Consider the following 24395-nt stretch of genomic DNA (forward strand, 5'->3'; position numbering starts at 1 on the left):
CCGCTCTCCGTGGGATCCGGTTGTCCGCCCGGTTCCCTCAGGAACTCAGCCTCATCCACCGGTAATCCCCTTCTGTCGTACGGACGGGCAGAACCTCTGCTGGTGCGATGCCCAGGTCACATAGCCGAGTGTCGCCAGCGGCGTCGAGGATCCGGCTGGTCGTCCGGGGCCGTTCACCGGGCGCGCCGGGCACGATGAACTCCGTCCAGGCCTGTGGTTCCGCGCCTGGCGGCAGCTCAGCGGCGAGTTCGGCCACCGTGGACCGACTGCCCGCCACGACCGGCTCCCGCGTGCCGAGCGGCCGGTGATGCAGGCATCCCGGGTCTCGGGTGACCTCCACCCGCCGGGTCTGCCCCGTGCCGCCGTCGAAGACAATGATTCCTGAATCCGCCGGCCGGCCGACGACCTCGCCCAGCACGGCGAGGCTGAGTTGGGCAGCGATCAGGGCGGTGGTGGCCACCATTGCTGCCGCCGCATGGTCGCCGGTGGCGTCGGCGCAGCTCCACGGCACATCGCTGCGGCCACGCTCGCGGGTTGTCAGTGTGCACGCGTAGCAGCCCTCTACGGTCGTCCGGCGGATTCGCACCTCACCGCCCCAGGACCCGGTGCCACCGTCAACCAGCAGCGCCTCGACCAGCGCGCAACGACTGAGGAGGTCCAGGCGGGCCCGGACACTGTCCAGGCAGCCCACCACCACGTCGGCGTCCGCCAGCTCGCCCAGGCCGATACCGGTGGTCAGGTCGCGGGTACGACCGGTCACCCGGGTTTGCGGAGCGAGCCGGTGCAGCACCTCGGTCGCGACCTGGACCTTGCCCCGGCCGACCGGATCACCAGACGCGGCGCTGAACAGCACGCAGCGGCTGAGGTTGGACGGTGCGACGGTGTCCGGGTCGCAGAGCAGCAGATGGCCCACGCCGGCCAACGCGAGGTTCTTGGCGACCTCGTTACCGAGTGCGCCGACTCCGGCGATGACCACGGTGGCCGCGGCGAGCCGGTCCTGGTCCCAGCCGGGGATCAGACGCTGCCGGGCGTACCGGTCGTCGCCGGTCACGGGCGCACGCCTGCCCGGCGGGCCATGGTGATGGGGCAGGCACCGACAACTCCGTTCGGACGCCACGTCTCCCAGCACGTCAGGCCGGCGGCCGGGTCACGGTGGACGGTCGCGGCGCACTCCGGCCGTTGTGGGCTGCACGGACAGACCACGACGCGCTCGCCGACCCGCAGGGTGTGGGCGCAGACCAGGCAACGGGTGCGCTGCAAGGGCGCCGGTGGGCGGGCAACCCGCCAGTCGCCGGGCGCGAGCCGGAGCACGGTGTGGCCGGCCGGCCAGGCCGTTTCCACTCCATCGGCGAATTCGGCGACGTCGGTGTCCAGCAGTTCGACGGACGCCTCGCCGCCGGCCGGTCTGGGGCACTCGCCAGGCAGGTCGGCGTGGTACGCGGCGCGGGGTGTGACGGACACCTTTACGCGCTCGCCCCGGCGGAAGCTGTGCCCGCAACCATCGCACGACAGGTGGTTCCACCACGAGTGCAGTCCGGTGACGGCCAGTCCGCTGACGTCACCCTGAAGGTATCGCTGTGGGTCGACGGCAGCCGCCACACCGGCCTCGAAGTCCGCTTCCTCATCATGCGAGTTCAGGGCCCACCCCACTCGGTTGTCCGCAACGGTATATGACTTCAAGCCATCGTCGAATGACGGAGGGTGAAACTCATCAACCGTCCGTCCTGTTGAGACTCGTCCTCCTCGGCAGCGCAATCAAGCGGTTCGCCAGCCATCGGCACGACGGCTGGACCGAGGTCATCCGGTCGAGTGCGAGGCCGGCCGCCTCGTGCAGGTCTTTGGCGGTGATCAGCGCGCGATACAGGTGGGCGGTGAACGCCGGCGCGCACCCGTCGGCAAGCTCCCCGGCGAACGCGACCACCCGATCGGCGACGGACAGGAACCGTTGTGCCTGGGCCGCGCCGTCACACGAGGCCAAGTAGATGCCGCGCAGCCGATGCCGGCTGGTCCGCGCATACCCGTCAAGCAGACCGAGGAGGTCGTCGATGGCAACGGGCCGAGGACCGGACGGCCCTTCGAAGATCAGGAACTCGCCGTCGCCGTGGCAGGCGAGGTGCAGCAGGTGGGGCCGCTCGACCCCGAGGACGTCGAGGTCGGTGACGTCGGCGGCGAGACGGTAGGTCACTGAGATCCCAGCGCGCTCGACGGCCCGCACCGCCTCGGCGAGATCCCGGTCCGGCCGCATCGCGGGCAGGCCGTCGGGTGCGGCGCCGACCAGCATGACGCGGCGGATTCCGGTCGATCCGAAGATCGGGCTCGCCGGATACTGCGCCTCGGCGATCTTCAGGATGCGCTCGCTCCCGTTCTCCAGCACACCGGCGGCGATTTCGGCGTTGACGAGCCGCCAGAAGACTGCGGCGGACACGCCGATCATGCTGGGGACATGGGCTCGGGGGAAGCCGGCCCGCTCCAGCAGGACGGTGGCGGGCGGCCCCAGCGGGTAGGCCTCGGCGAGCGCGGCCAGCTCCAGTTCGCTGAATGCCTCGTTCATGCGGCCCTCCGGTGGTGTCGGGTGATCGCGGTTATCGCGGCAACCGCCACGCCGACCCCGAAGGCAAGCGCCGTGAACCGGCCCGGCAGCACCGTGCCGAACGCCTGGCGGGAAATCCAGGCGGCGGCCAGCCACAGCACCGACCCGGACACGAGCGCGAGCGCCGCGTCCGCCAGCCAGGCGCCCGCCGGCAGCACCAGCCGGATCGAGATCGCCGCCAGGTAGAGGGCGAACGCGCCGAGCGACGCGACCAGAGCCGGCTTCGCCGAGTTCGGCATCGGTACGGCGTACTGGAGCGACTGAATCGCGGTCAATCCCATCAGGACGGCACCGATCAGGGCCGCCTGGAGCAGCCCGAAACGTTCCATGCGCCGCCGGCTCGCCTCCTGCCGCTCCTCCAGCCGGCTTGCCAACACGCTGCCGGCCAGGTCGGTGAGCTGCTGCGCCCGGTCCCGGGTGATGGTGAGGTGGATCAGGTCGTCGTCGAGGTGTGCCCGCAGGCTCTCGGCCAAGGCCAGGTCGTCGGCGAACGGCCCAGCCGGCGCAGCACCGTCCAGATGAGCACCGCGGGCCGCCGTCAGGTTCGCGGCGGCCGCCGTCGCGGCCTGCCCGGCGCGGCGGACCCAGGCGAGTGTGTCGACAGTCCCGGCCGATTCCGCCTGGGTGATCACCACCTTCCCCCGTGCGGCCCGCAGTTCCTCTTCCGTCGCGGCCGGGCCCAGCACGTCGAGCAGCCGGTCGATCCCGTTGTCCGCGCGGGCCAGCAGATCGATCGTGCGGCGCTCGTCGCGCCACACACGCGCCAATGCGTGTACCTTCGCCGCGTCGACGAGGTATCGGGTGAGCGGTGCGCGGGCGCCAGCCCCGGGACTGAACAGCCACGCGCTCAGCGTCTCGTCGGTGCCGATCGGTGCCGCCACCACCAGGGTCCGGTCGGCCCGCCCGTCCTCGCCCGCGCCGCTCTCCCACACCAGCCGATGTTTGGCGACCCGTGTCGGCGCCGGCCACCGATGGCATGCCTCCGGCAGGGCCTCCCGCGCTGCGGCCCCGATCGACGACTCGGTCACTCCCAACGGATAAAAACCCACATAAAGTCGCACAGTGCCCAACAGTCCCGCGTCGACGCCGGTCAGGAGGTCGTCCCACACGACGGCCAGATCCGCCCACGGGCTGGCCGGAAACTGCGGCGCGTTCGCCACCGACAGGCATAGAACCCCGGCTTCGCACCCGACAAACGCCTGGATGACCCCCGGTCCAGGGCCAGACGCGGCGGCAAGGGGGCCAGTCACGAGCCGGGGGACCTCCGGCGGCAGACCGGCGGGCAGGCCGAGAGCAGGCTCGGTGATGTCCAACGTGGTGGCGCACCGCTGCCACACCGTGCCCACCTGTCGGTAGGCCTCGGCCGCGTCCGGGCCGTCAAGCGGCGCGAACAGCTGAAGCACTGCTTGCCGTTCAGTCATTTCCATCGGATTCCGATTCGGGCGAGGGAGGAGGCGGTTCGCTACGACGGTGCGCGATCCGAACGATCCGATCACGTATCGGCGGTGGTGGACCTTGTGGCGGCTCCGCGCCGAGCCGGGTGATGCGTCCGGGCCCGGTGGACTCGAGCAACGCGGCCGCGCTCCGCAGAGCGGCCGCGTCGCCGGCCGCCATCGCGCCGGCCACCTCGGCGAGCGCGGCGTCGACGGCCGGCCATCGGTCCGGCGGCAGCTGCCAGGTCTCAACCCTGGAGAGCAGCAGGTCGGTCTCCTCGGCAACCGCCCGGAAGATGATCTCGCGCGCTGTCGTCATCGGGTTTCCAGGGCGAGGGCTGTACAGACGGCGGCGGCGAGCTCGGTCTCGCTGGGCTGATCGCTGAGGTGGGTGTGGAACGGCCGGACGGCCGGATTCGCCGGCGCGTCTCCGGGCAGCTGCGCGGTGATCAGCCGCAACCAGGGCGTGCCGGTGATCGCGTGGTCAGCCACCAGGTGGTGCTGAGTGAGTAGTACCGACGGGCGGTCCGCACGCTGGCAGGACGCAAGCGCCGCGGACACGTCGGCCGGGTCCAGGCTGTAATGGGCCCAGGCGTTGCCCAGGTCCGACGGCTTGTGCACGGTAATCTCGACGGCCGGCTGGTCGAGAAAGACCAGCGTCGGCACCTGGCGCGCCGACCAGAGCGTCGAGACGACCGCGTGCACCACGATACGGAGCACCACGCCGACGGACCCAAACGTCGGCGGGCTGGTGTCCAGCACGATCCGCACCGAGCCGAGCGGCGGTTCGGTCTGCGTTTCGTGCAGCCGATAGAGCAGGCTGCGTTCGGCGAACCGGTGCACCAGCAGCTCCGGCGGCAGCGCCAGCTGCGAAGGAAGCAGGTTGGTGAGCTGCCCGCGCCGGCTGACCCCGGTCATCCCGGGCCCCCGGGCGGTGGACCCGCTCCGGGAGCGGGCCTCGACCGCCGGACGGGCACCGGACCATTCGAGGAGGCTCCGTTGCGGTCCGGTGAGAGCGGGCAGCGCGACCGAGTCCTGCCGCATCCGCAGCGGCAAGGCGGGATCCACCGCGACCGAGCCCGGCCCGACCACCAGCAGGCCGGTGACCGTGCCATCGGTGACGCGACGGCCGGCGTTCAGGATGACGCCGGTGTCCGGTAGCACGGGTTCCAGGTCCGATTCGGGCAGGCTGATGGCGCGGATGAGCGACGACCGCAGTTCGGCCGCCGAGACCGGCGGAGGGACATCGCCGGGATCGGGCGGAGCGTCGGCCCCGAGCAGCGCGGCGAAGCCGACCCGTGCCGCCGGCGGCCAGTTCAATTCGCGGAGCCGCCGGATGTCCGGGAGCGCGTGTACGGCAGCGAGGCGCTCGTCGGGCCGGGATGCGCAGTGGGTGAGCCGCACCACGTCGGCAACGAAGCCGAGCGGAAGGTACACGCCGGACTGCCCGAGCAATACCAGCCCCGACACGACCGCGAAGATGTCGGCGAACTGGTCAGGGCCGCGCGCCACCGAGCCGGCCTGCCGTCGCGCCCACTTCTCGACGGCGTCGCCGCACGTCGCGGCCGTCTCCGCGGGCTCAGCCGGCGCTATCCCCTGGTTCTGAGCGAGGGTTTGCATGACCTGTCGGCGGATGCGCTGGTAGTCGACACCGAGTCGGAGCAGCGCGGGAAGTGCTATGTCGTCGCCGACGTGGGTCACTCCGAGGAGGAGATGCTCGGTGTCGATGTGCTCGACGCCGAGTTGCTGTACCTCGTCCTCGGCAGCGAACAGCGCGTCTTTCGTGCCGGAGTGAAACGGGATGTGCCCGGTCGGCTCGGTGGGGCCGCGGTCGGTGACCTCGTCAATCTGAAGCCGGAAGTTTTCCAGCGTGACGCCCAGGCTGATCAGGCTGCGGGCACCGACGCCTTGGCCCTCGTGGAGCAGGCCGAGCAGCAGGTGTTCCACGCCGATGTGGGTGTGGTGGAGAAGCCGAGCCTCTTCCTGGGCCAGGACGATAACCCGGCGTGCGCCGGCGGTATACCGCTCGAAATGACCGCTCCTGAAGCTCCGCGGACTCGGGATTGTCTCCCGAGCCCCGGTCTCAGCCTCGTCGAGCAGCTGTGATGCCGCCGAACGTGTGGCGTCCCGAGTAACGCCGAAGCGGGTCAGCAGCAGCGCGGCCACGCCCTCTCCCTCGCTGATCAGCCCGGCCAGGATGTGCTGGGTCCCGATATAGGTGTCGCCCAGCTCAAGTGACTCACGCAGGGAGAGCTCGAGCACCTTCTTCGAGCGGGGTGTGAACGGGATATGACCGCTCACCTGACTCTGCCCCCGGCCGATGATCTCCTCGATGTGCATCCGTAGGGACTCCAGGGCGACGTTCTGGCGAACAATCGCGGTGGCCCCGAGGCCTTCGCGCTCACCGATCACGCCAAGGAGGAGATGCTCGGTGCCGATGTAGTCGTGGTTGCGCATCCTGGCCTCTTCCTGGGCCAGGACGATGACCCGCCGCGCTCGGTCGGTGAACCGCTCGAACACGCCACCAGTCGTCACGGACCGCGGCGGGGCGCCCGGCGTCCGCTCGGCGGCCGGAGGCTGCTGAGCAGGCGTGGAACGCTGCTCGCCGGTGCCAGACTCACGCTCGTCGAGAAGCTCGATCACCTCGAGGCGGAGCCGGCGCAGATCGACGCCATGCCGGGCTATGACTTGGACGCCGACGTCCTCCCCATCGCGGATCAGACCCAGTAGGAGGTGTTCGGTGCCGATATAGGAATGTCTCAGATGGAGTGCCTCACGCAGGGCGAGTTCAAGCACCCTTCTGTTACGCGGCGTGAACGGGATGTGCCCGCCTGGTGATACCACACCGATTCCGATCATCTCCTCGATCCACCTACGGGCTGACTCCAGGGACACCCCGCAGCGCGCCAGAGCCATCCCGGCGACGCCTTCGGTATCGTGGAGCAGACCGAGCAGGAGGTGTTCCGTCCCGATGTAGTTGTGGTTGAGCCCTCTGGCCTCTTCCTGGGCCAGGACGACGACCCGCCGCGCTCGGTCGGTGAACCGCTCGAACATCCTGCCGACCTCCGGATCCTCGCGAACATGCTCCGCAGTGGACGCCACCCAAGCCCGTTCCACGGATGGTAGTTGGGTAACGACACCGTGCACTCCTCCGATGGGCCGGTCCCTTCTGAGTGCACAGCCGGGGCCGACATGCCGAATGCACCTGACGACCTACTGGTCACAGCCAGTCGTGTTCGCGGGCGTAGCGGGCCGCTTCATGGCGGGTCCGAGTCTGGGTCTTGCGCATCGCGTTGGAGAGGTAGTTGCGGACGGTGCCCGGCGCGAGGTGCAGGCGCGCGGCGATGTCGGCGACCGAGTAGCCCTCGCCGGTGACCCGCAGGACGTCGGCCTCACGGTCGGTGAGGGGGTTGTCCTCGGTGACGGCGAGCGCGGACACGTCCGGGTCGATCCAGCGTTTGCCCGCGTGCAGGGTGGCGATGACGGACGAGATGTGCGCCGGCTCGGCGGATTTGCTGACGAAGCCCTGAACGCCGAGCTTCAGCGCCTTGCGCAGCACACCGGGACGGGCGTGCCGGGTCAGCATGAGGACCACCTGCTCCGGGCGCGTGCGGCGGATCTCGGCGACCGCGCCGAGACCGTCCACGCCTGGCATCTCCAGGTCGATGACCAGCACGTCGGGCTCGTGCCGCAGGGTGGCCTCGACCGCTGTCGCACCGTCGGACGCCTCGGCGAGAACGGTGACATCGCCCTCCATCGGCAGCAGCGCGGCTAAAGCGGTACGCAGCAGCGCTTCGTCGTCAGCAAGCACGATGGTGGTCATCGGCCGTCACTCCGTTCCGCGCTGGCACGCACGGCGGGGAACGTCGCCGCCGTCCGGAAGCGTCCCTGCTGCTGTTCCACGGTCAGCTCTCCTCCGTCGCCCGCCACCCGTTGCCGGAGTGCCGCCAGTCCCCGTAGCTCGGGCGGCGTGGTGGCGGTGACGCCGTCGTTGACGATGGTGATGCTCGACTCGGAGAGCGTGATGTGCACCTGGGTGGCCTGCGCGTGCCGCAGGATGTTGGTGGTCGTCTCGCGAAGCACCTGACCGAGCAGTTCGTTGGCGCGTGCATCGACCTCGGCCTCCCGGGTCACCCGGACCCGGATGCCGGCGGCCTCGAACAGGTTCTTCGCGTTCTCGATCTCCGCGGTGAGGTTGAGCCGCCGTTGCGCGTAGGCCAGCTCCTTGGTCTGCGCGATGGTGTCGCTGACCAGCGCGTACGTCTCCCGCAGCTCCTTCTCCGCCCGAGCGGTGTCGCGGAGCAGCAGTCGCTGCGCCAGGGCGATCTTCAGCTTCACCACGTGCAGGGTGTGGCCCTGGATGTCGTGCAGGTCGCTGGCGAAGCGGACGCGCTCGCGGATCACGGCCAGTTCCGCCGCACGCTCCCGGGTCTGTTCGAGTTCCCGGATGAGGTCGAAGAACCGCTCGCCCACGATGGTGAAGACCGTCACGACGATGGTGAGGACGGTCGGGATGAGAACGTAGGTGACCAGGACGTGGCCGATGTCGTCCCGCTGCACCAGCAACCGCGCCGCGCCGACGACGGCGACGTAGGTGAAGAGCCCGGCCAGCGCCAGCTTCCGGTGCCGTCGCACCTCGCGCATGGCGAGGGAGCCCACCGCGCAGAACCCCCAGTAGGCGTTGGGGCTGCCGGTCACCAGGACCCCCAGTGGCCACACCACTCCCGCCACGACCAGGCACGGCAGCGCCACCCGAGCCAGGTCGTTGGCCGTCCACCGTTCGAAGGCCACCACGCCCGCCACGGCCCCCGGCGCCAGGACGACAAGGTGCCACCAGGTATCCGCGTCGGTGTAGACCAGGATCACCGCGGCGAACACGACCGGCGGTAAGGACGTGGCGAGGTTGAGCCGGCGCAGCCTTCCCTGCGTCGACTCGGTGAAGCGCGGCGATCTCGCGGTCACCACACCAGTATCGGGCAGTTGGGGATCACGAACAGTGACACCACGTCACATCCGGTGATGACATGGCGCCACTGACGGGTCGGCCGTGTCCGCGCTGTCATTGGTGCATGTCCACCACACCCGTCATCGAAGTCGAACGGCTGAACCTCACCTACGGCGACTTCCACGCCGTGAAGGACCTCTCCTTCGAGGTACGACCCGGAGAGCTCTACGCACTGCTCGGCACCAACGGAGCCGGCAAGACCTCGACCCTGGAAGTCGTCGAGGGCCACCGGCAGCCGACCTCCGGCTCGGTACGCGTCTTCGGGCACAGGCCCGACGACCGGCCGGCGACACGTCCCCGAATGGGCGTCATGCTCCAGGAGAGCGGTTTCTCCCCGGACCTCACCGTCCGTGAGTCCGTCGGCCTGATCGGCCGGCTCACCCGACGCGCCGACGACGTCGACCGGGTGCTCGACCTGGTCGACCTCACCGGCCGGGCCGGACGCAAGGTCTCGCAGCTGTCCGGCGGGGAGAAGCGGCGGCTGGACTTCGCCACCGCGGTCTACGGCACCCCGGAGCTGATCTTCCTGGACGAGCCGACCACCGGCCTCGACATCCAGTCCCGCGACGCCGTCTGGGCAACCGTGGACCGGCTTCGGGAGAACGGCTCGACCATCGTGCTCACCACGCACTACCTGGAGGAGGCGCAACAGCGCGCCGACCGGATCGGCCTCATGCACCAGGGTGTCCTCCACCGCGAGGGCACCGTCTCCGAGCTGACCCGCACCCTCCCCGGCGTGATCCGCTTCTCCCTTGCCGCGCCGGTTCCGCCGCTACCGCTGCAAGCGGCCGTCGACGCCGACGGGAACGTCACTGTCGAATCCTTCGAACTGCAGAAGGACCTGCACCTCCTGCTCGGCTGGGCGCAGGCCCACGCCGTGGAGCTGCGCGACCTGGCGGCCGGGCCGACCCGGCTCGACGACGTGTTCCGCGCCATCAGCAACTGATCCGCGCATCCCAAAGGAGCCTCACCCCGTGTTGTCCATCGCGTCCAGCGAACTGATCCAGATCTTCCGCAACCGGCTGGTGCTGATCACCAGCCTCATCATCCCGGCGGCGGTGTCCGCGTTCTTCGTGCGTCAGCACGAGACCTACGCCGCCCTCGGGAGCCTCGGCTACATCGCCGCGATCGTGCTGTTCACCGTGGCCGCGTTCGGGCTCTACGCCACGGCCGTCACCACCCTGGCCTCCCGGCGGCAGAATCTCTTCCTCAAGCGGCTGCGCTCCACCGCCGAAGGCGACGCCGGCATCCTCGCCGGCCTGCTGCTGCCCGTACTCCTGCTCACCGTGGTGCAGGTGACAGCGATCCTGACCGCCCTGGCCGTGGTCGCCGGCGGGCCGGACAACATCGCCCTGCTGGTGGTGGCGATTCTCGCGACCGTGGCCATGATGATCGGGTTGGCGCTGGCCACGGCCGGGCTGACGAACTCCCCCGAACACGCCCAGGTCACCACCCTGCCCGTTACCCTCGGTGTGATCGCCGTGGCCAGTTGGATCGGCATCTCCGGCACCGAGAACCTCGCCTGGCTCAAGCGGCTGCTGCCCGGCGGAGCGGCCACCGAGTTGACGATGAACGCCTGGAACGGCGGCGTCGCCGTGATCGACTCCCTGCTCCTGCTCGCGCCCACGCTCGCCTGGGTCGCTGTCGCCGTCACCCTCGCTACCCGCCTCTTCCGCTGGGAGCCCCGCCGATGACCACCGAACCGCGGTCGGACGCACCGACCCTCGTCGAGGATCTCCTCCTGCTTCTGTTCCAACCCGCATCCGGGACCATCGCCGGCGAGAACACCCTCTTCTACGTCCTCGGCGGAGCCGTCCTCGCGGACCTCGCCCTCGGCGGCCACCTGACCACGTCGGACCGGGGGCGGGTCAGCAGCGTGGCGGATCACCCGCCGTCGGACGGCCTCCTGCGCCCGGCGTGGGACTACCTCGCCGAGAAACCCCGAGGGGCGCAGACGGCACTGGCCGCGATCGGTCCCCCGCTGCGGGGGCCGGTTCTGGAGCGGCTCATCGCGCGCAGCGACATCGACAAGGAGCCCCGTAAGGTGCTCGGCCTGTTCCGGACGACCGCCCTGCGCGAGGGCAGAACCGAACGGCGGTCCCGCCTGCTCGCCGACGTTCGGCGGGTCCTCGTGGACGGTGCGGAGCCGCAAGCCCGGGTCGCCGCGCTCGCGGCGCTGCTCTCGGCGAGCGGAACACTCCCGCAGTTTCACCGCGAGATCCCGTGGACCTCACCGGTGATCAGCCGAGCCAAGGAACTCGAGCAGGGCAACTGGGGCGCCGACGCCGCGGGGGCAGCCGTGACCCGCACCGTGACGGCCACCGTCGTCAACAGCGCCACCGCGGCCATCACCGTGCTCCCGCGAGGTTAGCCCGGTGGTCGTACCCACAGGACTTTGGTACGAACCGGCACCGTTCGTGCTCATGCTGCGATCGGCCCGCAAGAACCCCGACCGGGCCGACGCCCCGGCCATCCTCACCGAGACCGGGGCCCATCTGCGCGATTTCGGCGACCTCGCCGCCCGCACCACGACGGCCGAGGAACTGTACGCCACGATGCTCGAGAGGTATCCGCGCCGCGTGAACCCGGGATCGCTCTGGGGAGCCGCCAAGAAGACGAAGAGCTGATGCGGGCGGACGCCCATGGATCGCCCGCCCGCACCGGCTGCGGTACCCCGCTCCTAGCGGTCACCGCAGCAGGGGTCAGCAGCCCTGGGTGCCGCTGTTGATCCAGTACGTGGTGCCGTTCCAGTCCATCTCGCCGTACGCCGCCACACAGTAGTTGGCGGTGCCGGTGACACCGCGCGGACCGGCGTAGTACGCGTAGCTCGCGTTGTCAACGGTGGACGACACGGCGGGCGTGCAAGTCTTGTTCTCACCCGACTTCTGGGTGCAGCGGTAAGCCTGAACGGACGTACGTGCGGCCTTCCCGTACGCCGCACCACGGTGGTACAGACAGGCGCTATTGGTGCCACCGTTCGTGCTGTTGTAGTAAATGCGAAGCGTCGAGACCTCACCGGTTGACGGACGCCGTACCCACTCTGAACTGTGGGAATCTGGAGCCGCACCTCATCGGCGGAACGCGACTACAGGGGCCGGGCCAGGTGGGCAACGGCAGGCTTCAGACGTCGCCCCAACAGGTGCAGCGGAGCGCCCGAGACCAAGTCGAACACCAGCAACCATGCCGCCTCCGTGGGCATCGCGGAGGCGGCACGGTCGCCTGGTGTCTCAGCTACGGGTGGACCCGGCGTCCTCTGGCGGCACCAGGATCATCCGGCGACGCCAGGCAGCGAGGATCAACACGCCTCCGGCCGCCAACGCCGTGATGCCGATCCCGCCGAGCAACACGGCCTGCGGTCCGGTGACCGGCAACCCGCCGTCACCGCCACCGCTACCGCCGCCCTTCGCGGCCAGCACCACGGCGAACCCGTCCTGATTGTCACCGGGGTCCACGTCGGCTACCCGGACGGCGACGGCGTTCGCGGGCAGGTCCGTTCGCGCAGGCGTGGAGCGGTTGGTCGTCGCCTGCTCGGCGAGGCCCTGCACCCGCACAGTGCCGCCCCGCAACGTCGCCGGCGCGCTGGCGGATGACGCAGTCGTCACCAGGTTGTACAGCTCGACCGCCGAGTAGATCGTGTCGTTCGGGTCGGTGTCCTCGGCGGCCGGAACGAGTGTGAGGCGCTGGTAGGTGCAGACGGCCGATCTCCCGGCGTCGGAGAGCACACACTGTTCCGGCTGCCTGGTGAAGGTCACACCCTCGGGCAGACGCAGCGTGACCCGCACTCCGCTGACCGTTCTCCGGCCCTGGTTGGCGACGGTGTGCCACACGGCGCCCGTGTCGCCCGGGTGCAGCGTCCCGGTGGGCGTCGGCATGCCGTCGGCACCGACCCGCACGGACTGCTGCACGTCTCGAGCGACCAACGAGAGGTCCGCCTCGGGCTCGTCGACCAGCGTCAGCGGGAAAGACCTGGTGTTGTCGGCCACGTTCGCGTCCTCGTCCGGCCGGATGCTGACCGATGCTTCGAACGTGCCCTCGTAGGGCATCGTCCCATAGACGAGCGCGTCGATGGGAACGTCGACGGTCTCGCCCGGCCCCGGAATCAACTCCGGCGACAGTCGGCAGTAGAACCCGCCGACATCACCGTCGCACTCCCCCACGCCACCCCCGGAATGCCACAGCAGAGAGACCGGCATGAGATCAGGGCCCTGCGGTGGCTGACGGACATTGACCACAACGTCGCTCGGGGTCTCGTCCCCCAGGTTGCTGATCTTCAGATAGACAACCTTCCTTTCGACCCCCAGCGCGATCCGTGTCCCGGACGCGGCCACCGCGAGGTCTGGACCTTTCTTCGCCGCCTCGGCGGGGGCGGCGAAGACAGCCAACCCGGCGACGAGGAACAGCGCGGCGGCAACAGTTCGCAACAGCCGCCGACGATGATCACAGCTCATGCCAGCACCCTTTCAGTAAGCGCGGACAGCGCGGTTGGGAACACTATCGGCAATCGACCCTGACCACTTCGACGCCGCGCATTTTGCCGTGCCGGTGCGGCTGACCTTCACTTGCCAGCCGAATGCGGCAACGGCTTGAGGCGTGCGCCGCAGGCCCCGGGGGCTACCACCGGACGTTCATACCCAGCCCTCGGCTTCCGCCTCCGAAAAGTGCCTCCGATACGACGCACGGCGGCGGTAAGTCCAGGACGGCCAGACGCGCTGTCGTCGGCGAGCTGACTGGTGGGGTCGCTCTTTCTACGGCTGTCACCGACGTCATGTGTGACTCACTCATGGCATGCGTCCCGCCGGTCACCGTGGCAGGTAAGGTCTTCGCTCAGCTGAGACGAGCTGCGACGGTGGCGCTGCACCCTGCCGGCAAGTCGCCTCGTGATCGACGCGGCCCTCCTCTTCGCGCGGGTGCCATACTCGCCGACGTGAGTTCGCCGCTGGAAACCTTCGCCGGGCTGCTCGATCGCTCCATCCGGGAGATCGCCGCCCTCGCCACGGACGCGCGGAGCTTCGACGCGACTCGCATTGGCCGCATCGCCGACATCTGGGACAACAACACTCTGCCTCTGGTGGGCGCCGCATGCGCTCCCTGGCCACTTCGATCCAGACGAGCCAGCAGCGGCCTCCGCTGGATGACTGACCTCGGGGCCGACCGACGCAGGCTGATGGTCGACCTGGACCCGAGCCTGGACCGGGTGCTTCCCACCGCACGGCCGCAACGTTCCGTACACCGGGACTACCAAGGGCGCGTCTTCCCGGGTGCCTTCAGGCTGACCGCGGAAGTTGTCGATGCGCTGGCGAAGGACTATGACCTCGCCAACGGCAGCGTGCGCTCGCTCACGGCACGACCCTCGGATGAGGGATTGCAGATACACCTGATTCTGGCCACTCCACGACGGTTCACACCCAGTACCGGACGAGTCTCGCGGGACGGGTCCGAAATGCCATGGCCAGCCGCGCCGTTAAGGTTCACCTTCAATGGGGTCAGCGACTTGCAGTTCGACGCCGAGGACCGGATTGGGATGGCCGTAATCCGCACTAGCGCCGGTTCGACCGTGGTGATCGGGCGCAGCGGTCGCCTGCAGGCCAACGAGGCTTCAGTCTGGCCTTACGATTCACTATGGCACGAATCGACGGCCGGCCAGGCGGCCGACCTCACCACGCCACACGAAAGGCCGCAACGGCGGAAGCCGATACCGACGCCGACCCTGACCGCATCGCAGCGGGCCGCCGCTCGATCGCTCGTCATGTTGATGAGCCACGCTCGGCTTGTCCATCACTATCCGAACCTGGCCGCCGGCGTCCCGATCCTCGACATCTGCCGTGTCATGGCCGATGCGGGCAGCGCCATTCTCGCCGCGAGCGCGCGCCGTGGAGCGGCGCGCCAGACGGCGTTCGCGGAGCTGGAACAACGGTGGCGTCACGTACCACCCAAGGTGCCGCCCGAGGCGATCCGCTCCGGCCCGGCCATGCTGCGTCACGTCCGGTACGACGAACCCCACGACGACCGCGACGTCCCACACCACGGCAGTGCCGTCCTACTCGCTGCTGCGCCGGGCACACACCCCGCAGCGCCCTGGACTCTCGCCAGCGAGGAGATCACCCAACCCTCGCAGTTCCGAATAACCAACACCGCGTTCGACGACGGTCAGCACATTCACCACGATGGCAGGTTTCTACGCATCGGCGACGTGCTCATCGTTCGTTGAACCGCGAACACCTACGTGAACCTGCGCGCCACTAACGGCTGCACGCAGCCCAGGGCGGACCCACGTATCGCATCGACGCCAGCTACCGACGGGCGTGACGCCGCTGCCGACAGTACGTCCGACCCGAGCGGGCGCCAGCAGTGGACCGTGGGATCGGAGGACCCTGCGATGCGTGAGAGGCGATGGCACCCTTGGTCCCAGCTCTGTGTGCGCCGAAGACCCGGCCGGCGACCCGTCAGGCGGCGGTCAGGCCGCCGTCGATCGCGAGCGCGGCTCCGGTGACGAACGGGGCTTCGTCGCTGAGGAGGAAGGCCGCGAACGCGGCGATCTCCTCGGGCCTTCCGATCCGGCCCACGGGGTGCATGGCACCAGCAGCTCGGAGGGCCTCTTCCGGGTTCGGGCCCATGTTGCCGCGCAGCAGAGGGGTGTCGACACCACCGGTGACGAGGGCGTTGATCCGCACACCCGTCGCGGCCACGTCGAGTGCCGCCGACCGGGTGAGCCCGACAACGCCGTGCTTGGCCGCACTGTAGGCGGCCATGCCCGCCATGCCGGTGACACCGGCGTTGGAGGCGTTGTTCACGATCGAACCGCCGCCGGAGGCCTGCAGTGCGGGAATCTGGTGCTTCAGACCGTGGAAGACGCTGTTGAGGTTGAGTGCCAGTTCGGCACCCCAGGCGTCACCATTGATTTCGGTTACTGGCCCGTACGCGGTGGCCGCGCCGACGTTGTTGAAGGCGCCGTCGAGCCGGCCGTAGTGGTCGACCGCCTGCTGGACCAGCCGCGCCATCTCGACCTCGACCGTCACGTCGGTCGGCACGAAGAGGGCGTCACGCCCGGCGGAACGCAGTTCGGCGGCGAACGCCTCGCCGGCGTCCTTGCTGCGGGCCGCCAGGACGACCTTCGCTCCCTCGGCGGCGACCCGCTGGGCGGTGGCCCTGCCCATGCCAGATGTGGCACCGGTGATCAGAATGACCTTGTCTGCGAATCGGGTGGACACAGTTGATCCTTGTTCCTTGTCAATGGAGTGTTTGAGTGGTTAGTTCAGGTCGGGTGGTCGGTGCGTGGTTCAGAAGGTGAGCACGAGTCGGCCGCGGACACCGCCGGCGGCGAATCGGCGGTGCGCGTCGGGTGCCTCGGCGGCGGTCAGGGTCTTCGCCACCCGCGGAATGAGGACACCCGCCTCGGCGAGCCGACGGATCTCGTCCAGCTTGTCCGTCCGGCCGGCGTAGTCGGGCACGAACGGCGTCAACACCCTGATGTCCCGGGTGCTCTCGGCCTGGTAGCCGCCGGGCTCGTCCGCATGGCGGATCCGGAGCAGGGTGCCACCGTCACGTACGACATCGAACAGCGCCGGTCCGAGCAGCGCCACATCGGCGACGGCGTCCACACCGTCCGGGAAGTGCGCCTGGATACCCTTGACGACCTCGGATCCCCTGGCCACCACGATGGCTGCACCGGACTCCCGGACCAGGGCCTCGTCGGCCGGGGCGGCGTCGGCGACCACGGTCAGCCCGGCGTTGCTGGCCATCTGGACCAGGTAGCTGCCGAGCGCCCCGGCGGCTCCGACCACGGCCAGGGTCGACCCTGGCGCGAGCGCCAGTTGGTCGAGTGCGAGCAGTGCGGTGAGTCCGTTCATCGGCAGCGTCGCCGCCGCCTCATGACTGACGCCGGCGGGCGCGCGCACGACCCAGCTAGCCGGACGCACCACGTACTCCACGTAACCGCCACCGCTGTTCTCCAGGGTGCCTTCGGGAGTCGGGGTCACCGGGAGGAGCATCGCCATCACCTGGTCACCGACGGACAGATCGGTGACCGTACGCGGCCCGATCTCGTCGATGACGCCCGCGACGTCCATTCCGGGCACGTAGGGCCCTGGCACCCCGGCCAGGGCCGACGCGTGCACGCCCGAGCGCAGCAGGGTGTCGGACGGATTCACCGCCGCCGCGTGTACGCGTACCCGAACCTCGCCGGGGCCCGCATGCGGTTCCGGCAGCTCGATGACGCGCAGCACCTCCGGCCCGCCGAATTCATGTAGACCAACTGCTCGCATCACATCTTCCTCTCGTGGTTCATCAGATAGCTGGTGTTCTGGTTCCGCCGGTGCTCCCCACGTTCGGCAGTTCGCACCCGCGCGCGTCGCACCCGGCTTCGTCGCCCGTACCGAGGACTGTCAGCTCCGGTTGGCGTTCAGCCCAGGCCCGCTTCAGGACCTCGGAGAAGGCCTCGACCGACTGGGCGCCGGAGACGCCGTACTTCCGGTCGATCACGAAGAACGGCACGCTGGTGATGCCCAGCTGCGCGGCCTCGTCCTCGTCCCTGCGCACCTCGTCGGCGTACGCCCGCCTGTCGGCTAGCACGGCGCGGATCTCGGCCTCGTCGAGTCCGGCGCGGATGGCGATCTCCACCTGGTGCTCGGAGTCGTAGATGCTCCGTTCCGCGGCGAAGTTGCCCTGATAGAACAGCGTCAGCAGCTCATCGTGCAGACCCCGGGCCGCGGCCAGGTGCAGCAGCCGGTGCAGGTCGAAGGTGTTGCCGTGGTCCCGGAAGTCGACGAGGTAGTCGAGGCCTTCCTCCCTGGCGATGCCCGCGAGGTTCTCCTCTGCCGCCCGGGCCTCGGCCGGAGTCAAGCCGTACTTGTTCGCGTGTTCCGCGCCAGTCGTCGGGCCGGTCTGGGCAAGCTGGGGATCGAGTTCGAAGGAGCGGTGCGTCAGCTCGACGCGGTGCGGAAAGGCGGCAAGCGCCTGATCGAACCGGGCTTTGCCGATGTAGCACCATGGGCAGGATAGGTCGGACCAGATTTCGACATGCATGATCTTCTTCCGTCCGGTGAGGGGCTTGTCTCGATTGGGAGGTTGCCGCTCCGGCTCCGAGGAGTGCGGAGCTACCTCGTGGGCGACGTTTCCGATGATCCTGCTGGGCTGACCTGTGGCCCGGGCCCGTGAAGGGGTGTTCGCCCGGGTGCGCGCAGGCCGTCGAGCAGGATGGTGACGACTCGACGCCATCCGTCGGGTCCCGCGTCGACACCGAGGCAGTGGTCGGTGTCCAGCGGTGCGCGTGAGCAGATCATGATGTCCTGCCAGGTCACGTCGGCACGTAGCTCGCCGGCGGCGTGCGCCCGCTCGGTCAGACGGATGACGGCGTCCTGCAGTGCGGCGGTCCGCTGCGCCAGTTCGGGTGACGGCGGCCGTTCGCACGCTGCGGTGACCTCGGCCAGGCCGCGACTGTCCCGGTGTGCCCCCGCCAACTCCATGACGAACTCGGCCAGCCCGTTCCATGGGTCCGGGCGGTCGATGCAGATCTGTGCGGTCTCGCACAGCTCGTCATAGAGGCCGAGGACCACGGCGTCGAGCAGTGCTTCTTTGGTGCCGAAGCGGCGGTACAGTGTGCCCACTCCCAGGCCCGCGGCCGTGGCGATGTCTAGAGCCGACACGTCGAGTCCACGGGCGGCGATCGCCTCCCGTGTCGCGACGATCAGTTGGCGTCGGTTTCGGCGAGCGTCCGCCCGGACGTCAGACATGGGGCCGAGGCCAGACATGTGGAATCCGGCGCTCGTCACTGCTTCCGATCGCCTCCGACGCGTCCCGCAGACGGAGAGTTTCATTGAATTGACTCACAGAGCCTCCCTGCGCATCCATCACTCAAATCGAGCACCAGTAGGCGGACGAACATCGTCCGCATCTGACTCTAACGCAACAGGACGGACGTCGTCCGCTTCTTAGGCCTGCGGCAACGTGACCCTGGCCACCCTCTCGCCAAGAGCGGCGCTTCGGCTGCGGCGGCCCGACCTCGCCCCCCACTGCCTGCTGCCCCTCGGCCGAAGGTCGCCGCATCAACGACCGGCGACCCGCTCCGGTGCCTCAACCAGGGGTGGCCAGGGTCACCTGGTCGACCGCCAGCAGAAGCGGACGACCGTCGTCCCGTTGAGCTAGGCTCACTGTCAGGCAGAAGCGGACGCATCTCGTCCGTATACAGGTTGTGGCGCAACGCGCGGACTGTCCGGTCTTGGGCCTTCGCCTTACGGAGCACAAGATCCGAGCCGTCCGAGACCGTCACCGAGACGAAAGGAACCACGTCATGAGCAAGCAAGAAGCCCGTCGGGAAGCGACGCTGCTTTTGCGGGTCAGCGCGGCGGCCGCGGCGGCTGCGTTGCTGGTCGGCGGTGGGGTGGGCGCAGCAGCCCTCACCTCCCAGGCGGCGAGCGCGCACGACCACTCGACGAGTGCCTCCTCCACGTCACTGGCTGATCGGGTGCAGCGCTTGGAGGACATCGAGGAAATCCACCAGCTCAAGGCCCGCTACTTCCGCTTTGTGGACGAGAAGAAGCACGATGACCTGGCCGCGCTGTTCACGCCCGATGCCAAGCTCGTGACCGACGGGATCACCTGGAAATCACCGAAGGAGTTCGCCACCACGATCCGCGACCTCACCGGCGCAGCCCCGTCAGCTCACTCGGGAGCTATGCCAGAGATCACGATCACGGGACCGGACACGGCGTCCGGAATCTGGTCGATGGAAGACATCCTTACCTTCCCGGCCGGCCCAAACGCTCCCGAGGGGCACAACGGCTACGGGCAGTACCGCGAGACCTACAAGAAGGTCAACGGTAAGTGGCTTATCGACTCGGTACTGCTGACCCGCTTCTGGATGGATCCGCTGCCCGCCTGGACTCCTCCGGCGACCACGACCCCTTCGGGCCCCAGCACCCAGCCAGCAAACACGAACGGCAGGTGAGACACGTGGCCGTGTCGGGTTGCGTGAGGCGACACGACCCTTCGCCCCGCCGCCGTTGACGCTCGGCGCAACTCTGAAGCTCACGCAAACCTAGCTGCGGTGGTGACCTCTTCGGATCTGCCAAAGAGGTCATCGCAGAGGATCAAGCGGGCGGGACCGCTCGTCGCCTCCGAAGCACTGAGCGCGGCTTGCTTTCAAGCGCGCTCGAAGCTCTAGCGTCGGCGCCATGACTGCGGCGAACAAGACGAAGACATGGATTATCACGGGTGCGAGTTCAGGCCTCGGTCTGGGGCTCGCCGAGGCGGCACTCGAGGCTGGCGAGCAGGTGATCGGGACCGCGCGGCGGGCCGACCGCTTCGACGGGCTCAAGGCGCGGTACGGGGATGGGCTCCTCGCCATCGAGCACGATGTGCGCGACACGGCCGGAGCGGCCGGGGTCGTGCAGCGGGCGCTGGAGGTGTTCGGGCGCGTCGACGTGCTCGTCAACAATGCCGGCGCCGGACAGGTCGGCGCCGCCGAAGAGATCACGGACGCTGCTCTACGGGCCATGCTCGAGCAGCATCTGCTCGGCCCGGCCGCCTATGTGCGTGCCGTGCTGCCCCACCTGCGGGAGCGTCGCTCTGGTGCGATCGTGCAGATGAGCAGCCAAGGCGGGCGGATGTCGTTTCCCGCCGTCGGTAGCTACTCAGCCGGCAAGTTCGCGCTCGAGGGCTGGTCGGAGGCGCTGGCGGGCGAGGTCGCACCGTTCGGCATCCGCGTCCTCATCGTCGAACCCAGTCGCTTCCGCACCGCGTTCAACGCCGCCGACGTGCTCAACACAGCGCGGCAGAGCTCGATCTACGACGAGGTCACCGGTGCCGTGCGCGCGAACATGGTCGAGGCAGACGGCATCCAGGAGGGCGACCCGGCACGCGCCGCCCGGGTGATCCGCGACATGCTCGACACACCCGACGCGCCGCTCCGGCTCCCGCTCGGTGCCGAGGCGGTAGGCAACCTCACCCGCGTCTACCGTGGGGCGCTCGACGACGTCGAGAAGTGGGCGTCGGTGAGCGAGTCGGCGGACTTCCCAGGCATGCCACCCGCGGTTCGCGCGTTCTGATCGCCGTACGCTGATGGCCATGGCCACCGAAGCGCTGATCGAACGCATCCTCGCTGCCAGCGACGGGTCGTCCTCGTCGACGATCGACGCGCTGCACGAGCTGCTCGACGACGCCGCCATCGAGGCCTCGACGGTGCCCAGGGGTGTCGCCGAGGCGGCCCGGCTCGTCGGCCTGTCGACGCACACCCTCCGGTACTACGAGCAGGAGGGACTCGTGCGGCCCGCCCGCAACGCCTCCGGTTACCGCGAGTACTCCGCATCCGACCTGCGCCGCCTCGTCTTCCTCACCCGGATGCGCCTGTCCGGCATGACCATGACCGACCTCAAGCGCTACATCTCGCTTGTCGAGCAGGGCCCGAGCACCGTCACGGAACGCCGACGCATCATGCGCGACCAGCACGACCGGATCACGCGGCAGATCCGTGAGCTCAGCCTGGCGCTGGAGACCACCGAGTACAAGATCCGCGTCTACAACGGGCACCCGGAAGGCTGACGCACCCATGATCAGAGTGGCGGTTGATCTGCGGTCGGGCTGACCTGGTCCGGTAGTTCCGGGCCGGACGCCCGGTCGTCGCCGTCTCGCAGCCGGATGGAATGCCATGCCGCGCGTACGTGGCTGCGCATGACCGACTCCGCCCAGTCGGGGTCGGGCGCGGCCAGGGCCGCCACCAGTTCGTGATGGTGAGCCAGGCTACGGCGCAGCGCGGCCGGGCTGTAGCGGGAGAAGGTACGCCAGACGAGCGGCAGCTGGATCACGGTGGTTTCCCCGCCTGATCCTGGCCCGAACGGTGAAGTCTGGCACCCGCCCCGTCGGGGGAGTCATCCGACATGTCGGTCTGATGGCTGCTTCGGACGCCGCGTGCCCCGGTGGTGGTGATCCCGGTCACCTCCGCCATCAGGCCATTGGCGGTGGCCGAGGTCGGGCGGCAGGGTCGGGGGTCGGCGTCATCTCGCCGACCTCGTCGTTCGAGCAGGTCAGGAGCGTTCGTTGCCCGCCCACCGGCGTCCCCGCCAACCCCGTTCGGCCGCGCTGCCCGTCGCGACCGGAGCCCTCGCCGCCCTGCTGCTCGGTGCGGCGGGCGTCGGTTTCGCGGTGCTCGGCGACGCCGGGACCGATTCCGGCGGGGCGCTGCCGGCGCGGGCCGCCGACAGGCAGGAACGGTGGTCGGCACCGACCACGTCCACGCCGGGGCTTCCGGCGACATCCAGCGCGGACGTCGTCTCCGGCCGGTCTCCCGTCGACATCGCCCCACCGGCCGTTCCGGTGGCCCAGACCGAGTCGCTGCCCCGGTCGAGCACCGACCCTACGACCGCCCACCCCGCGACCGGCGCACCGAAGCCGACAGCCACCCGCCCGACCACCAGGCCACCGACCGCGACACCGACGGTGCGCCCGACGCCCGGAGCCACCGGCACCCCCTCGCCGCCGCCGACCACCACTCCCAGCCCGTCCGGCAGCCCCACCACACCCCCGTCCACACCTGATCCGACCCCGTCGGGCGGCACGCCGGAGCCGAGCAGTCCGACGCCCAGCGGCTCCCCCTCGACCAGGCCGGCGTCGCCACCGGCAAGCCCCACGGACACGCCGACGCCGGACGCCTCCTGACGGTCAGCGCTGGCGGAGCGGGGCCTTCCGTTCGGTGTGGTGGCGCAGCGCGGGAGGTCGCCGGGGAGACAGGCTTCGAGATCGGCCCCGGCCGACGAAAAATTGTGCGGCGAAAATGGTAATCCGATCGCGGAGAAAACGTCGCGGAGATGGCGCAGCGGGGTTTCGGCGACATTCAGCCGACCCGTTCGGCGCGCTCTCTTAAAGAACGATTAAAGGCCTGTCAGGCGCGAGGAAAAAGCACCTAACATACCTGGGCCGTTGCCGTCCGGCCGGCTTTGTCGTGCCTTGCGCTTCCCCTGGGAGAGTTCCGTGTCGTACCCCTCGTCGGGTCAACCCGCCGCGAGCCCGCCGCCGTCACGCCCGGGTCTTCTGGCACGGGCCGTCCGAAGCTGGTGGGGCGTGGCCGCCGGCGCGGCGCTCGCCGTGACGGTCGTCGCGGGCACGGCCGTGTACCTGGCCGACGCTCCCACCGGGCAGCAGGCGACGAACGCCGTGGGCGCGCTCGCCGACGGCGCGCCGCCGACGGCACTGACGGGGCCGGTCGGCTCGCCGGCGGCCACGTCCGCGACGCCGTCACCCGCCGCTTCCCCGTCCGGGAAGCCGTCGACCTCGGCGGGCCCGACCGGTGCCGCGAAGCCGATCGCCAAGGGCGGCTGGATTCCGGTCGACCCGGCGGCCTGGAAGGCGCAGGCCGCCGCGTACAAGGCCATGAAGACCGACCCCGTTCCGGCCGGCGTGGGCAATCTTCCGGAGTTCCGGGCGGACTGCCAGTACAGTCACCGACGGCCGGACGACCCGATCGTCGCCCCCGGCCTGCCGGGGGCATCGCACATGCACTCCTTCGTCGGCAACAAGGGTGTGGACGCGGACACCGTGGCCGAGGATCTGATGATGTTCACGGCCAGCACCTGCAAGCCAGCGCAGGACCACTCCGCCTACTGGGTGCCGACGCTCTACGACAACGCCACCGGCAAGCCGGTGGAGACCACCGGATTCCGGGTCTACTACCGCTCCCTGCGGAACAACTCGAGCGGCCAGATGCCGATGCCCAACGGCATGCGGATGATCAGTGGTGACGCCAAGAAGAAGGCGCCGACGCCGCGGGGCGCGAGCGGCCAGTTCTACTGCGCCCACTACGGGCCCGGTGACCTCGACGGCATCGCCCGCAGCACCAACGGCAACTGGCCGATCTGCGGTGGAAACGCCACGCTGCACTTCATGATGCAGTTTCCGGACTGCTGGGACGGCAAGCACCTGGACAGCCCCAATCACAAAACCCACGTGGCGTACGGCAGCAACGAGGGCTGCCCGTCCAGCCACCCGGTGCGGATCCCGGCGATCACCTTCGACATCCAGTACGGGGTGAAGGGCACCCCGGCGGGCTATTACCTCTCCTCGGACAAGCAGGGGAAGAGCGCGTCGTCGATGCACGGTGACGCCTTCGTGATGTGGGACGTCCGCACGATGAACAAGCAGACCAAGAACTGCATTCTGCAGCGCAAGACCTGCGACAACGACGGCTACGACGGGTAGCCGGAACGGGGGCGCGCCCGGCCGTGTGCCGAGCCCGCCCCGTTCGCCGCGCTGGTTCGGGTGTCCCGCCCCGTCAGCGCTGCGGTGTGAGCAGGCCCGGTCGGCCGCTCCGGTCGACCGACCGCAGGCCACCGGCGCACGTCCATGACTGTGTGGCCAGCCGGAAACGCGGTTCTCCGATTGG

The 24395-nt window shown here is 69.5% G+C and carries 25 protein-coding genes; 9 read left to right on the forward strand and 16 right to left on the reverse strand.

Annotated elements, in window-relative coordinates; genetic code table 11:
* Nucleotides 1–37 precede the first annotated feature (37 nt).
* The 8 genes from EV382_RS13905 to EV382_RS13940 all read right to left on the reverse strand — a co-directional run bounded on the left by EV382_RS13905 (nucleotide 38) and on the right by EV382_RS13940 (nucleotide 8985).
* Nucleotides 38–1051 carry a HesA/MoeB/ThiF family protein gene (locus tag EV382_RS13905; protein ID WP_244236677.1) on the reverse strand — a complete coding sequence of 338 codons (1014 nt, stop codon included), beginning with the start codon at nucleotides 1049–1051 and terminating at the stop codon, nucleotides 38–40.
* Nucleotides 1048–1461, reverse strand: a complete 414-nt coding sequence (locus EV382_RS32720) for a hypothetical protein (RefSeq protein ID WP_165435787.1) — start codon at nucleotides 1459–1461, stop codon at nucleotides 1048–1050. Before EV382_RS32720 ends, EV382_RS13905 begins: the two co-directional genes overlap by 4 nt.
* 250 nt (nucleotides 1462–1711) lie before the next feature.
* Nucleotides 1712–2551, reverse strand: a complete 840-nt coding sequence (locus EV382_RS13915; RefSeq protein WP_244236678.1) for an effector-associated domain EAD1-containing protein — start codon at nucleotides 2549–2551, stop codon at nucleotides 1712–1714.
* Nucleotides 2548–4011: a CATRA conflict system CASPASE/TPR repeat-associated protein gene (locus EV382_RS13920; protein ID WP_130402121.1), complete on the reverse strand. Its 1464-nt coding sequence runs from the start codon at nucleotides 4009–4011 to the stop codon at nucleotides 2548–2550. Before EV382_RS13920 ends, EV382_RS13915 begins: the two co-directional genes overlap by 4 nt.
* Nucleotides 4004–4342: a CATRA system-associated protein gene (locus EV382_RS13925; RefSeq protein WP_130402123.1), complete on the reverse strand. Its 339-nt coding sequence runs from the start codon at nucleotides 4340–4342 to the stop codon at nucleotides 4004–4006. The genes EV382_RS13920 and EV382_RS13925 overlap by 8 nt, the downstream gene beginning before the upstream one ends.
* The gene (locus EV382_RS13930; protein ID WP_130402125.1) at nucleotides 4339–7077 is read right to left on the reverse strand and encodes a Clp protease N-terminal domain-containing protein; all 2739 of its coding nucleotides are present in this window, start codon (nucleotides 7075–7077) and stop codon (nucleotides 4339–4341) included. Before EV382_RS13930 ends, EV382_RS13925 begins: the two co-directional genes overlap by 4 nt.
* A gap of 166 nt (nucleotides 7078–7243) precedes the next feature.
* Nucleotides 7244–7846 carry a response regulator transcription factor gene (locus tag EV382_RS13935; RefSeq protein ID WP_130402127.1) on the reverse strand — a complete coding sequence of 201 codons (603 nt, stop codon included), beginning with the start codon at nucleotides 7844–7846 and terminating at the stop codon, nucleotides 7244–7246.
* Nucleotides 7843–8985 (reverse strand): sensor histidine kinase, encoded by a 1143-nt coding sequence (locus EV382_RS13940; RefSeq protein WP_130402129.1) that lies wholly within the window; start codon nucleotides 8983–8985, stop codon nucleotides 7843–7845. Before EV382_RS13940 ends, EV382_RS13935 begins: the two co-directional genes overlap by 4 nt.
* Before the next feature lie 107 nt (nucleotides 8986–9092).
* On the opposite strand from EV382_RS13940, the gene EV382_RS13945 reads away from it, so the two are divergent.
* Genes EV382_RS13945 through EV382_RS13960 form a run of 4 tightly spaced genes read left to right on the forward strand, consistent with a single transcriptional unit; the run spans nucleotide 9093 to nucleotide 11655 of the window.
* The gene (locus EV382_RS13945) at nucleotides 9093–9974 is read left to right on the forward strand and encodes an ABC transporter ATP-binding protein (protein ID WP_130402131.1); all 882 of its coding nucleotides are present in this window, start codon (nucleotides 9093–9095) and stop codon (nucleotides 9972–9974) included.
* Between the two features lie 28 nt (nucleotides 9975–10002).
* Nucleotides 10003–10722, forward strand: a complete 720-nt coding sequence (locus tag EV382_RS13950; protein ID WP_130402133.1) for an ABC transporter permease — start codon at nucleotides 10003–10005, stop codon at nucleotides 10720–10722.
* A complete protein-coding gene (locus EV382_RS13955; RefSeq protein ID WP_130402135.1) occupies nucleotides 10719–11399 on the forward strand; it encodes a GOLPH3/VPS74 family protein in 681 nt (226 codons plus the stop codon). The genes EV382_RS13950 and EV382_RS13955 overlap by 4 nt, the downstream gene beginning before the upstream one ends.
* Nucleotides 11400–11451: 52 nt before the next feature.
* The gene (locus EV382_RS13960) at nucleotides 11452–11655 is read left to right on the forward strand and encodes a hypothetical protein (protein WP_130402137.1); all 204 of its coding nucleotides are present in this window, start codon (nucleotides 11452–11454) and stop codon (nucleotides 11653–11655) included.
* Between the two features lie 75 nt (nucleotides 11656–11730).
* On the opposite strand, the gene EV382_RS33115 is transcribed toward EV382_RS13960, so the two are convergent.
* Together EV382_RS33115 and EV382_RS13970 are read right to left on the reverse strand one after the other, a co-directional pair.
* Complete coding sequence (locus tag EV382_RS33115; RefSeq protein ID WP_208758409.1) at nucleotides 11731–11880, reverse strand: hypothetical protein; 150 nt, start codon at nucleotides 11878–11880, stop codon at nucleotides 11731–11733.
* Between the two features lie 375 nt (nucleotides 11881–12255).
* Nucleotides 12256–13476 carry a COG1361 family protein gene (locus EV382_RS13970; protein ID WP_130402139.1) on the reverse strand — a complete coding sequence of 407 codons (1221 nt, stop codon included), beginning with the start codon at nucleotides 13474–13476 and terminating at the stop codon, nucleotides 12256–12258.
* Between the two features lie 476 nt (nucleotides 13477–13952).
* Here EV382_RS13970 and EV382_RS13975 point away from each other — a divergent pair, with 476 nt between their 5' ends.
* Nucleotides 13953–15236: a hypothetical protein gene (locus EV382_RS13975; protein WP_130402141.1), complete on the forward strand. Its 1284-nt coding sequence runs from the start codon at nucleotides 13953–13955 to the stop codon at nucleotides 15234–15236.
* 235 nt (nucleotides 15237–15471) lie between these two features.
* Here EV382_RS13975 and EV382_RS13980 read toward each other — a convergent pair whose 3' ends face one another.
* The 4 genes from EV382_RS13980 to EV382_RS13995 all read right to left on the reverse strand — a co-directional run bounded on the left by EV382_RS13980 (nucleotide 15472) and on the right by EV382_RS13995 (nucleotide 18756).
* Nucleotides 15472–16236: an SDR family NAD(P)-dependent oxidoreductase gene (locus EV382_RS13980; protein WP_130402143.1), complete on the reverse strand. Its 765-nt coding sequence runs from the start codon at nucleotides 16234–16236 to the stop codon at nucleotides 15472–15474.
* Nucleotides 16237–16305: 69 nt separating this feature from the next.
* Nucleotides 16306–17289 carry an NADP-dependent oxidoreductase gene (locus EV382_RS13985; RefSeq protein ID WP_130402145.1) on the reverse strand — a complete coding sequence of 328 codons (984 nt, stop codon included), beginning with the start codon at nucleotides 17287–17289 and terminating at the stop codon, nucleotides 16306–16308.
* 22 nt (nucleotides 17290–17311) lie between these two features.
* On the reverse strand, nucleotides 17312–18049 hold the full coding sequence (locus tag EV382_RS13990) for a DsbA family oxidoreductase (protein ID WP_130402147.1): 738 nt from the start codon (nucleotides 18047–18049) through the stop codon (nucleotides 17312–17314).
* A gap of 71 nt (nucleotides 18050–18120) precedes the next feature.
* Complete coding sequence (locus EV382_RS13995; RefSeq protein WP_165435788.1) at nucleotides 18121–18756, reverse strand: TetR/AcrR family transcriptional regulator; 636 nt, start codon at nucleotides 18754–18756, stop codon at nucleotides 18121–18123.
* 557 nt (nucleotides 18757–19313) lie between these two features.
* Between EV382_RS13995 and EV382_RS14000 the strand changes: the two genes are divergently transcribed.
* The 3 genes from EV382_RS14000 to EV382_RS14010 all read left to right on the forward strand — a co-directional run bounded on the left by EV382_RS14000 (nucleotide 19314) and on the right by EV382_RS14010 (nucleotide 21562).
* The gene (locus tag EV382_RS14000; RefSeq protein ID WP_130402151.1) at nucleotides 19314–19970 is read left to right on the forward strand and encodes a nuclear transport factor 2 family protein; all 657 of its coding nucleotides are present in this window, start codon (nucleotides 19314–19316) and stop codon (nucleotides 19968–19970) included.
* A gap of 226 nt (nucleotides 19971–20196) precedes the next feature.
* Nucleotides 20197–21069: an SDR family NAD(P)-dependent oxidoreductase gene (locus EV382_RS14005; protein WP_130402153.1), complete on the forward strand. Its 873-nt coding sequence runs from the start codon at nucleotides 20197–20199 to the stop codon at nucleotides 21067–21069.
* Between the two features lie 19 nt (nucleotides 21070–21088).
* Nucleotides 21089–21562, forward strand: a complete 474-nt coding sequence (locus EV382_RS14010) for a MerR family transcriptional regulator (RefSeq protein WP_130402155.1) — start codon at nucleotides 21089–21091, stop codon at nucleotides 21560–21562.
* 11 nt (nucleotides 21563–21573) lie between these two features.
* On the opposite strand, the gene EV382_RS14015 is transcribed toward EV382_RS14010, so the two are convergent.
* Nucleotides 21574–21825 (reverse strand): FCD domain-containing protein, encoded by a 252-nt coding sequence (locus EV382_RS14015; protein WP_130402157.1) that lies wholly within the window; start codon nucleotides 21823–21825, stop codon nucleotides 21574–21576.
* Between the two features lie 219 nt (nucleotides 21826–22044).
* Complete coding sequence (locus EV382_RS14020) at nucleotides 22045–22653, reverse strand: hypothetical protein (RefSeq protein ID WP_130402159.1); 609 nt, start codon at nucleotides 22651–22653, stop codon at nucleotides 22045–22047.
* 424 nt (nucleotides 22654–23077) lie between these two features.
* On the opposite strand from EV382_RS14020, the gene EV382_RS14025 reads away from it, so the two are divergent.
* Entirely contained in the window at nucleotides 23078–24211 is a 1134-nt protein-coding gene (locus EV382_RS14025; RefSeq protein ID WP_130402161.1) for a DUF1996 domain-containing protein, read from the forward strand.
* The last annotated feature ends 184 nt before the right edge of the window (nucleotides 24212–24395 follow it).

The sequence above is a fragment of the Micromonospora violae genome (genome assembly GCF_004217135.1).
Taxonomy (GTDB): Bacteria; Actinomycetota; Actinomycetes; order Mycobacteriales; family Micromonosporaceae; genus Micromonospora; species Micromonospora violae.

Coding starts and splice junctions, on each gene's coding strand:
- EV382_RS13915 (WP_244236678.1), bottom strand. CDS start 2,551: ATGAACGAGGCATTCAGCGAACTGGAGCTGGCCGCGCTCGCCGAGGCC.
- EV382_RS13920 (WP_130402121.1), bottom strand. CDS start 4,011: ATGACTGAACGGCAAGCAGTGCTTCAGCTGTTCGCGCCGCTTGACGGC.
- EV382_RS13925 (WP_130402123.1), bottom strand. CDS start 4,342: ATGACGACAGCGCGCGAGATCATCTTCCGGGCGGTTGCCGAGGAGACC.
- EV382_RS13930 (WP_130402125.1), bottom strand. CDS start 7,077: ATGTTCGAGCGGTTCACCGACCGAGCGCGGCGGGTCGTCGTCCTGGCC.
- EV382_RS13935 (WP_130402127.1), bottom strand. CDS start 7,846: ATGACCACCATCGTGCTTGCTGACGACGAAGCGCTGCTGCGTACCGCT.
- EV382_RS13945 (WP_130402131.1), top strand. CDS start 9,093: ATGTCCACCACACCCGTCATCGAAGTCGAACGGCTGAACCTCACCTAC.
- EV382_RS13955 (WP_130402135.1), top strand. CDS start 10,719: ATGACCACCGAACCGCGGTCGGACGCACCGACCCTCGTCGAGGATCTC.
- EV382_RS13960 (WP_130402137.1), top strand. CDS start 11,452: ATGCTGCGATCGGCCCGCAAGAACCCCGACCGGGCCGACGCCCCGGCC.
- EV382_RS13970 (WP_130402139.1), bottom strand. CDS start 13,476: ATGAGCTGTGATCATCGTCGGCGGCTGTTGCGAACTGTTGCCGCCGCG.
- EV382_RS13985 (WP_130402145.1), bottom strand. CDS start 17,289: ATGCGAGCAGTTGGTCTACATGAATTCGGCGGGCCGGAGGTGCTGCGC.
- EV382_RS13990 (WP_130402147.1), bottom strand. CDS start 18,049: ATGCATGTCGAAATCTGGTCCGACCTATCCTGCCCATGGTGCTACATC.
- EV382_RS13995 (WP_165435788.1), bottom strand. CDS start 18,756: ATGTCTGACGTCCGGGCGGACGCTCGCCGAAACCGACGCCAACTGATC.
- EV382_RS14000 (WP_130402151.1), top strand. CDS start 19,314: ATGAGCAAGCAAGAAGCCCGTCGGGAAGCGACGCTGCTTTTGCGGGTC.
- EV382_RS14005 (WP_130402153.1), top strand. CDS start 20,197: ATGACTGCGGCGAACAAGACGAAGACATGGATTATCACGGGTGCGAGT.
- EV382_RS14010 (WP_130402155.1), top strand. CDS start 21,089: ATGGCCACCGAAGCGCTGATCGAACGCATCCTCGCTGCCAGCGACGGG.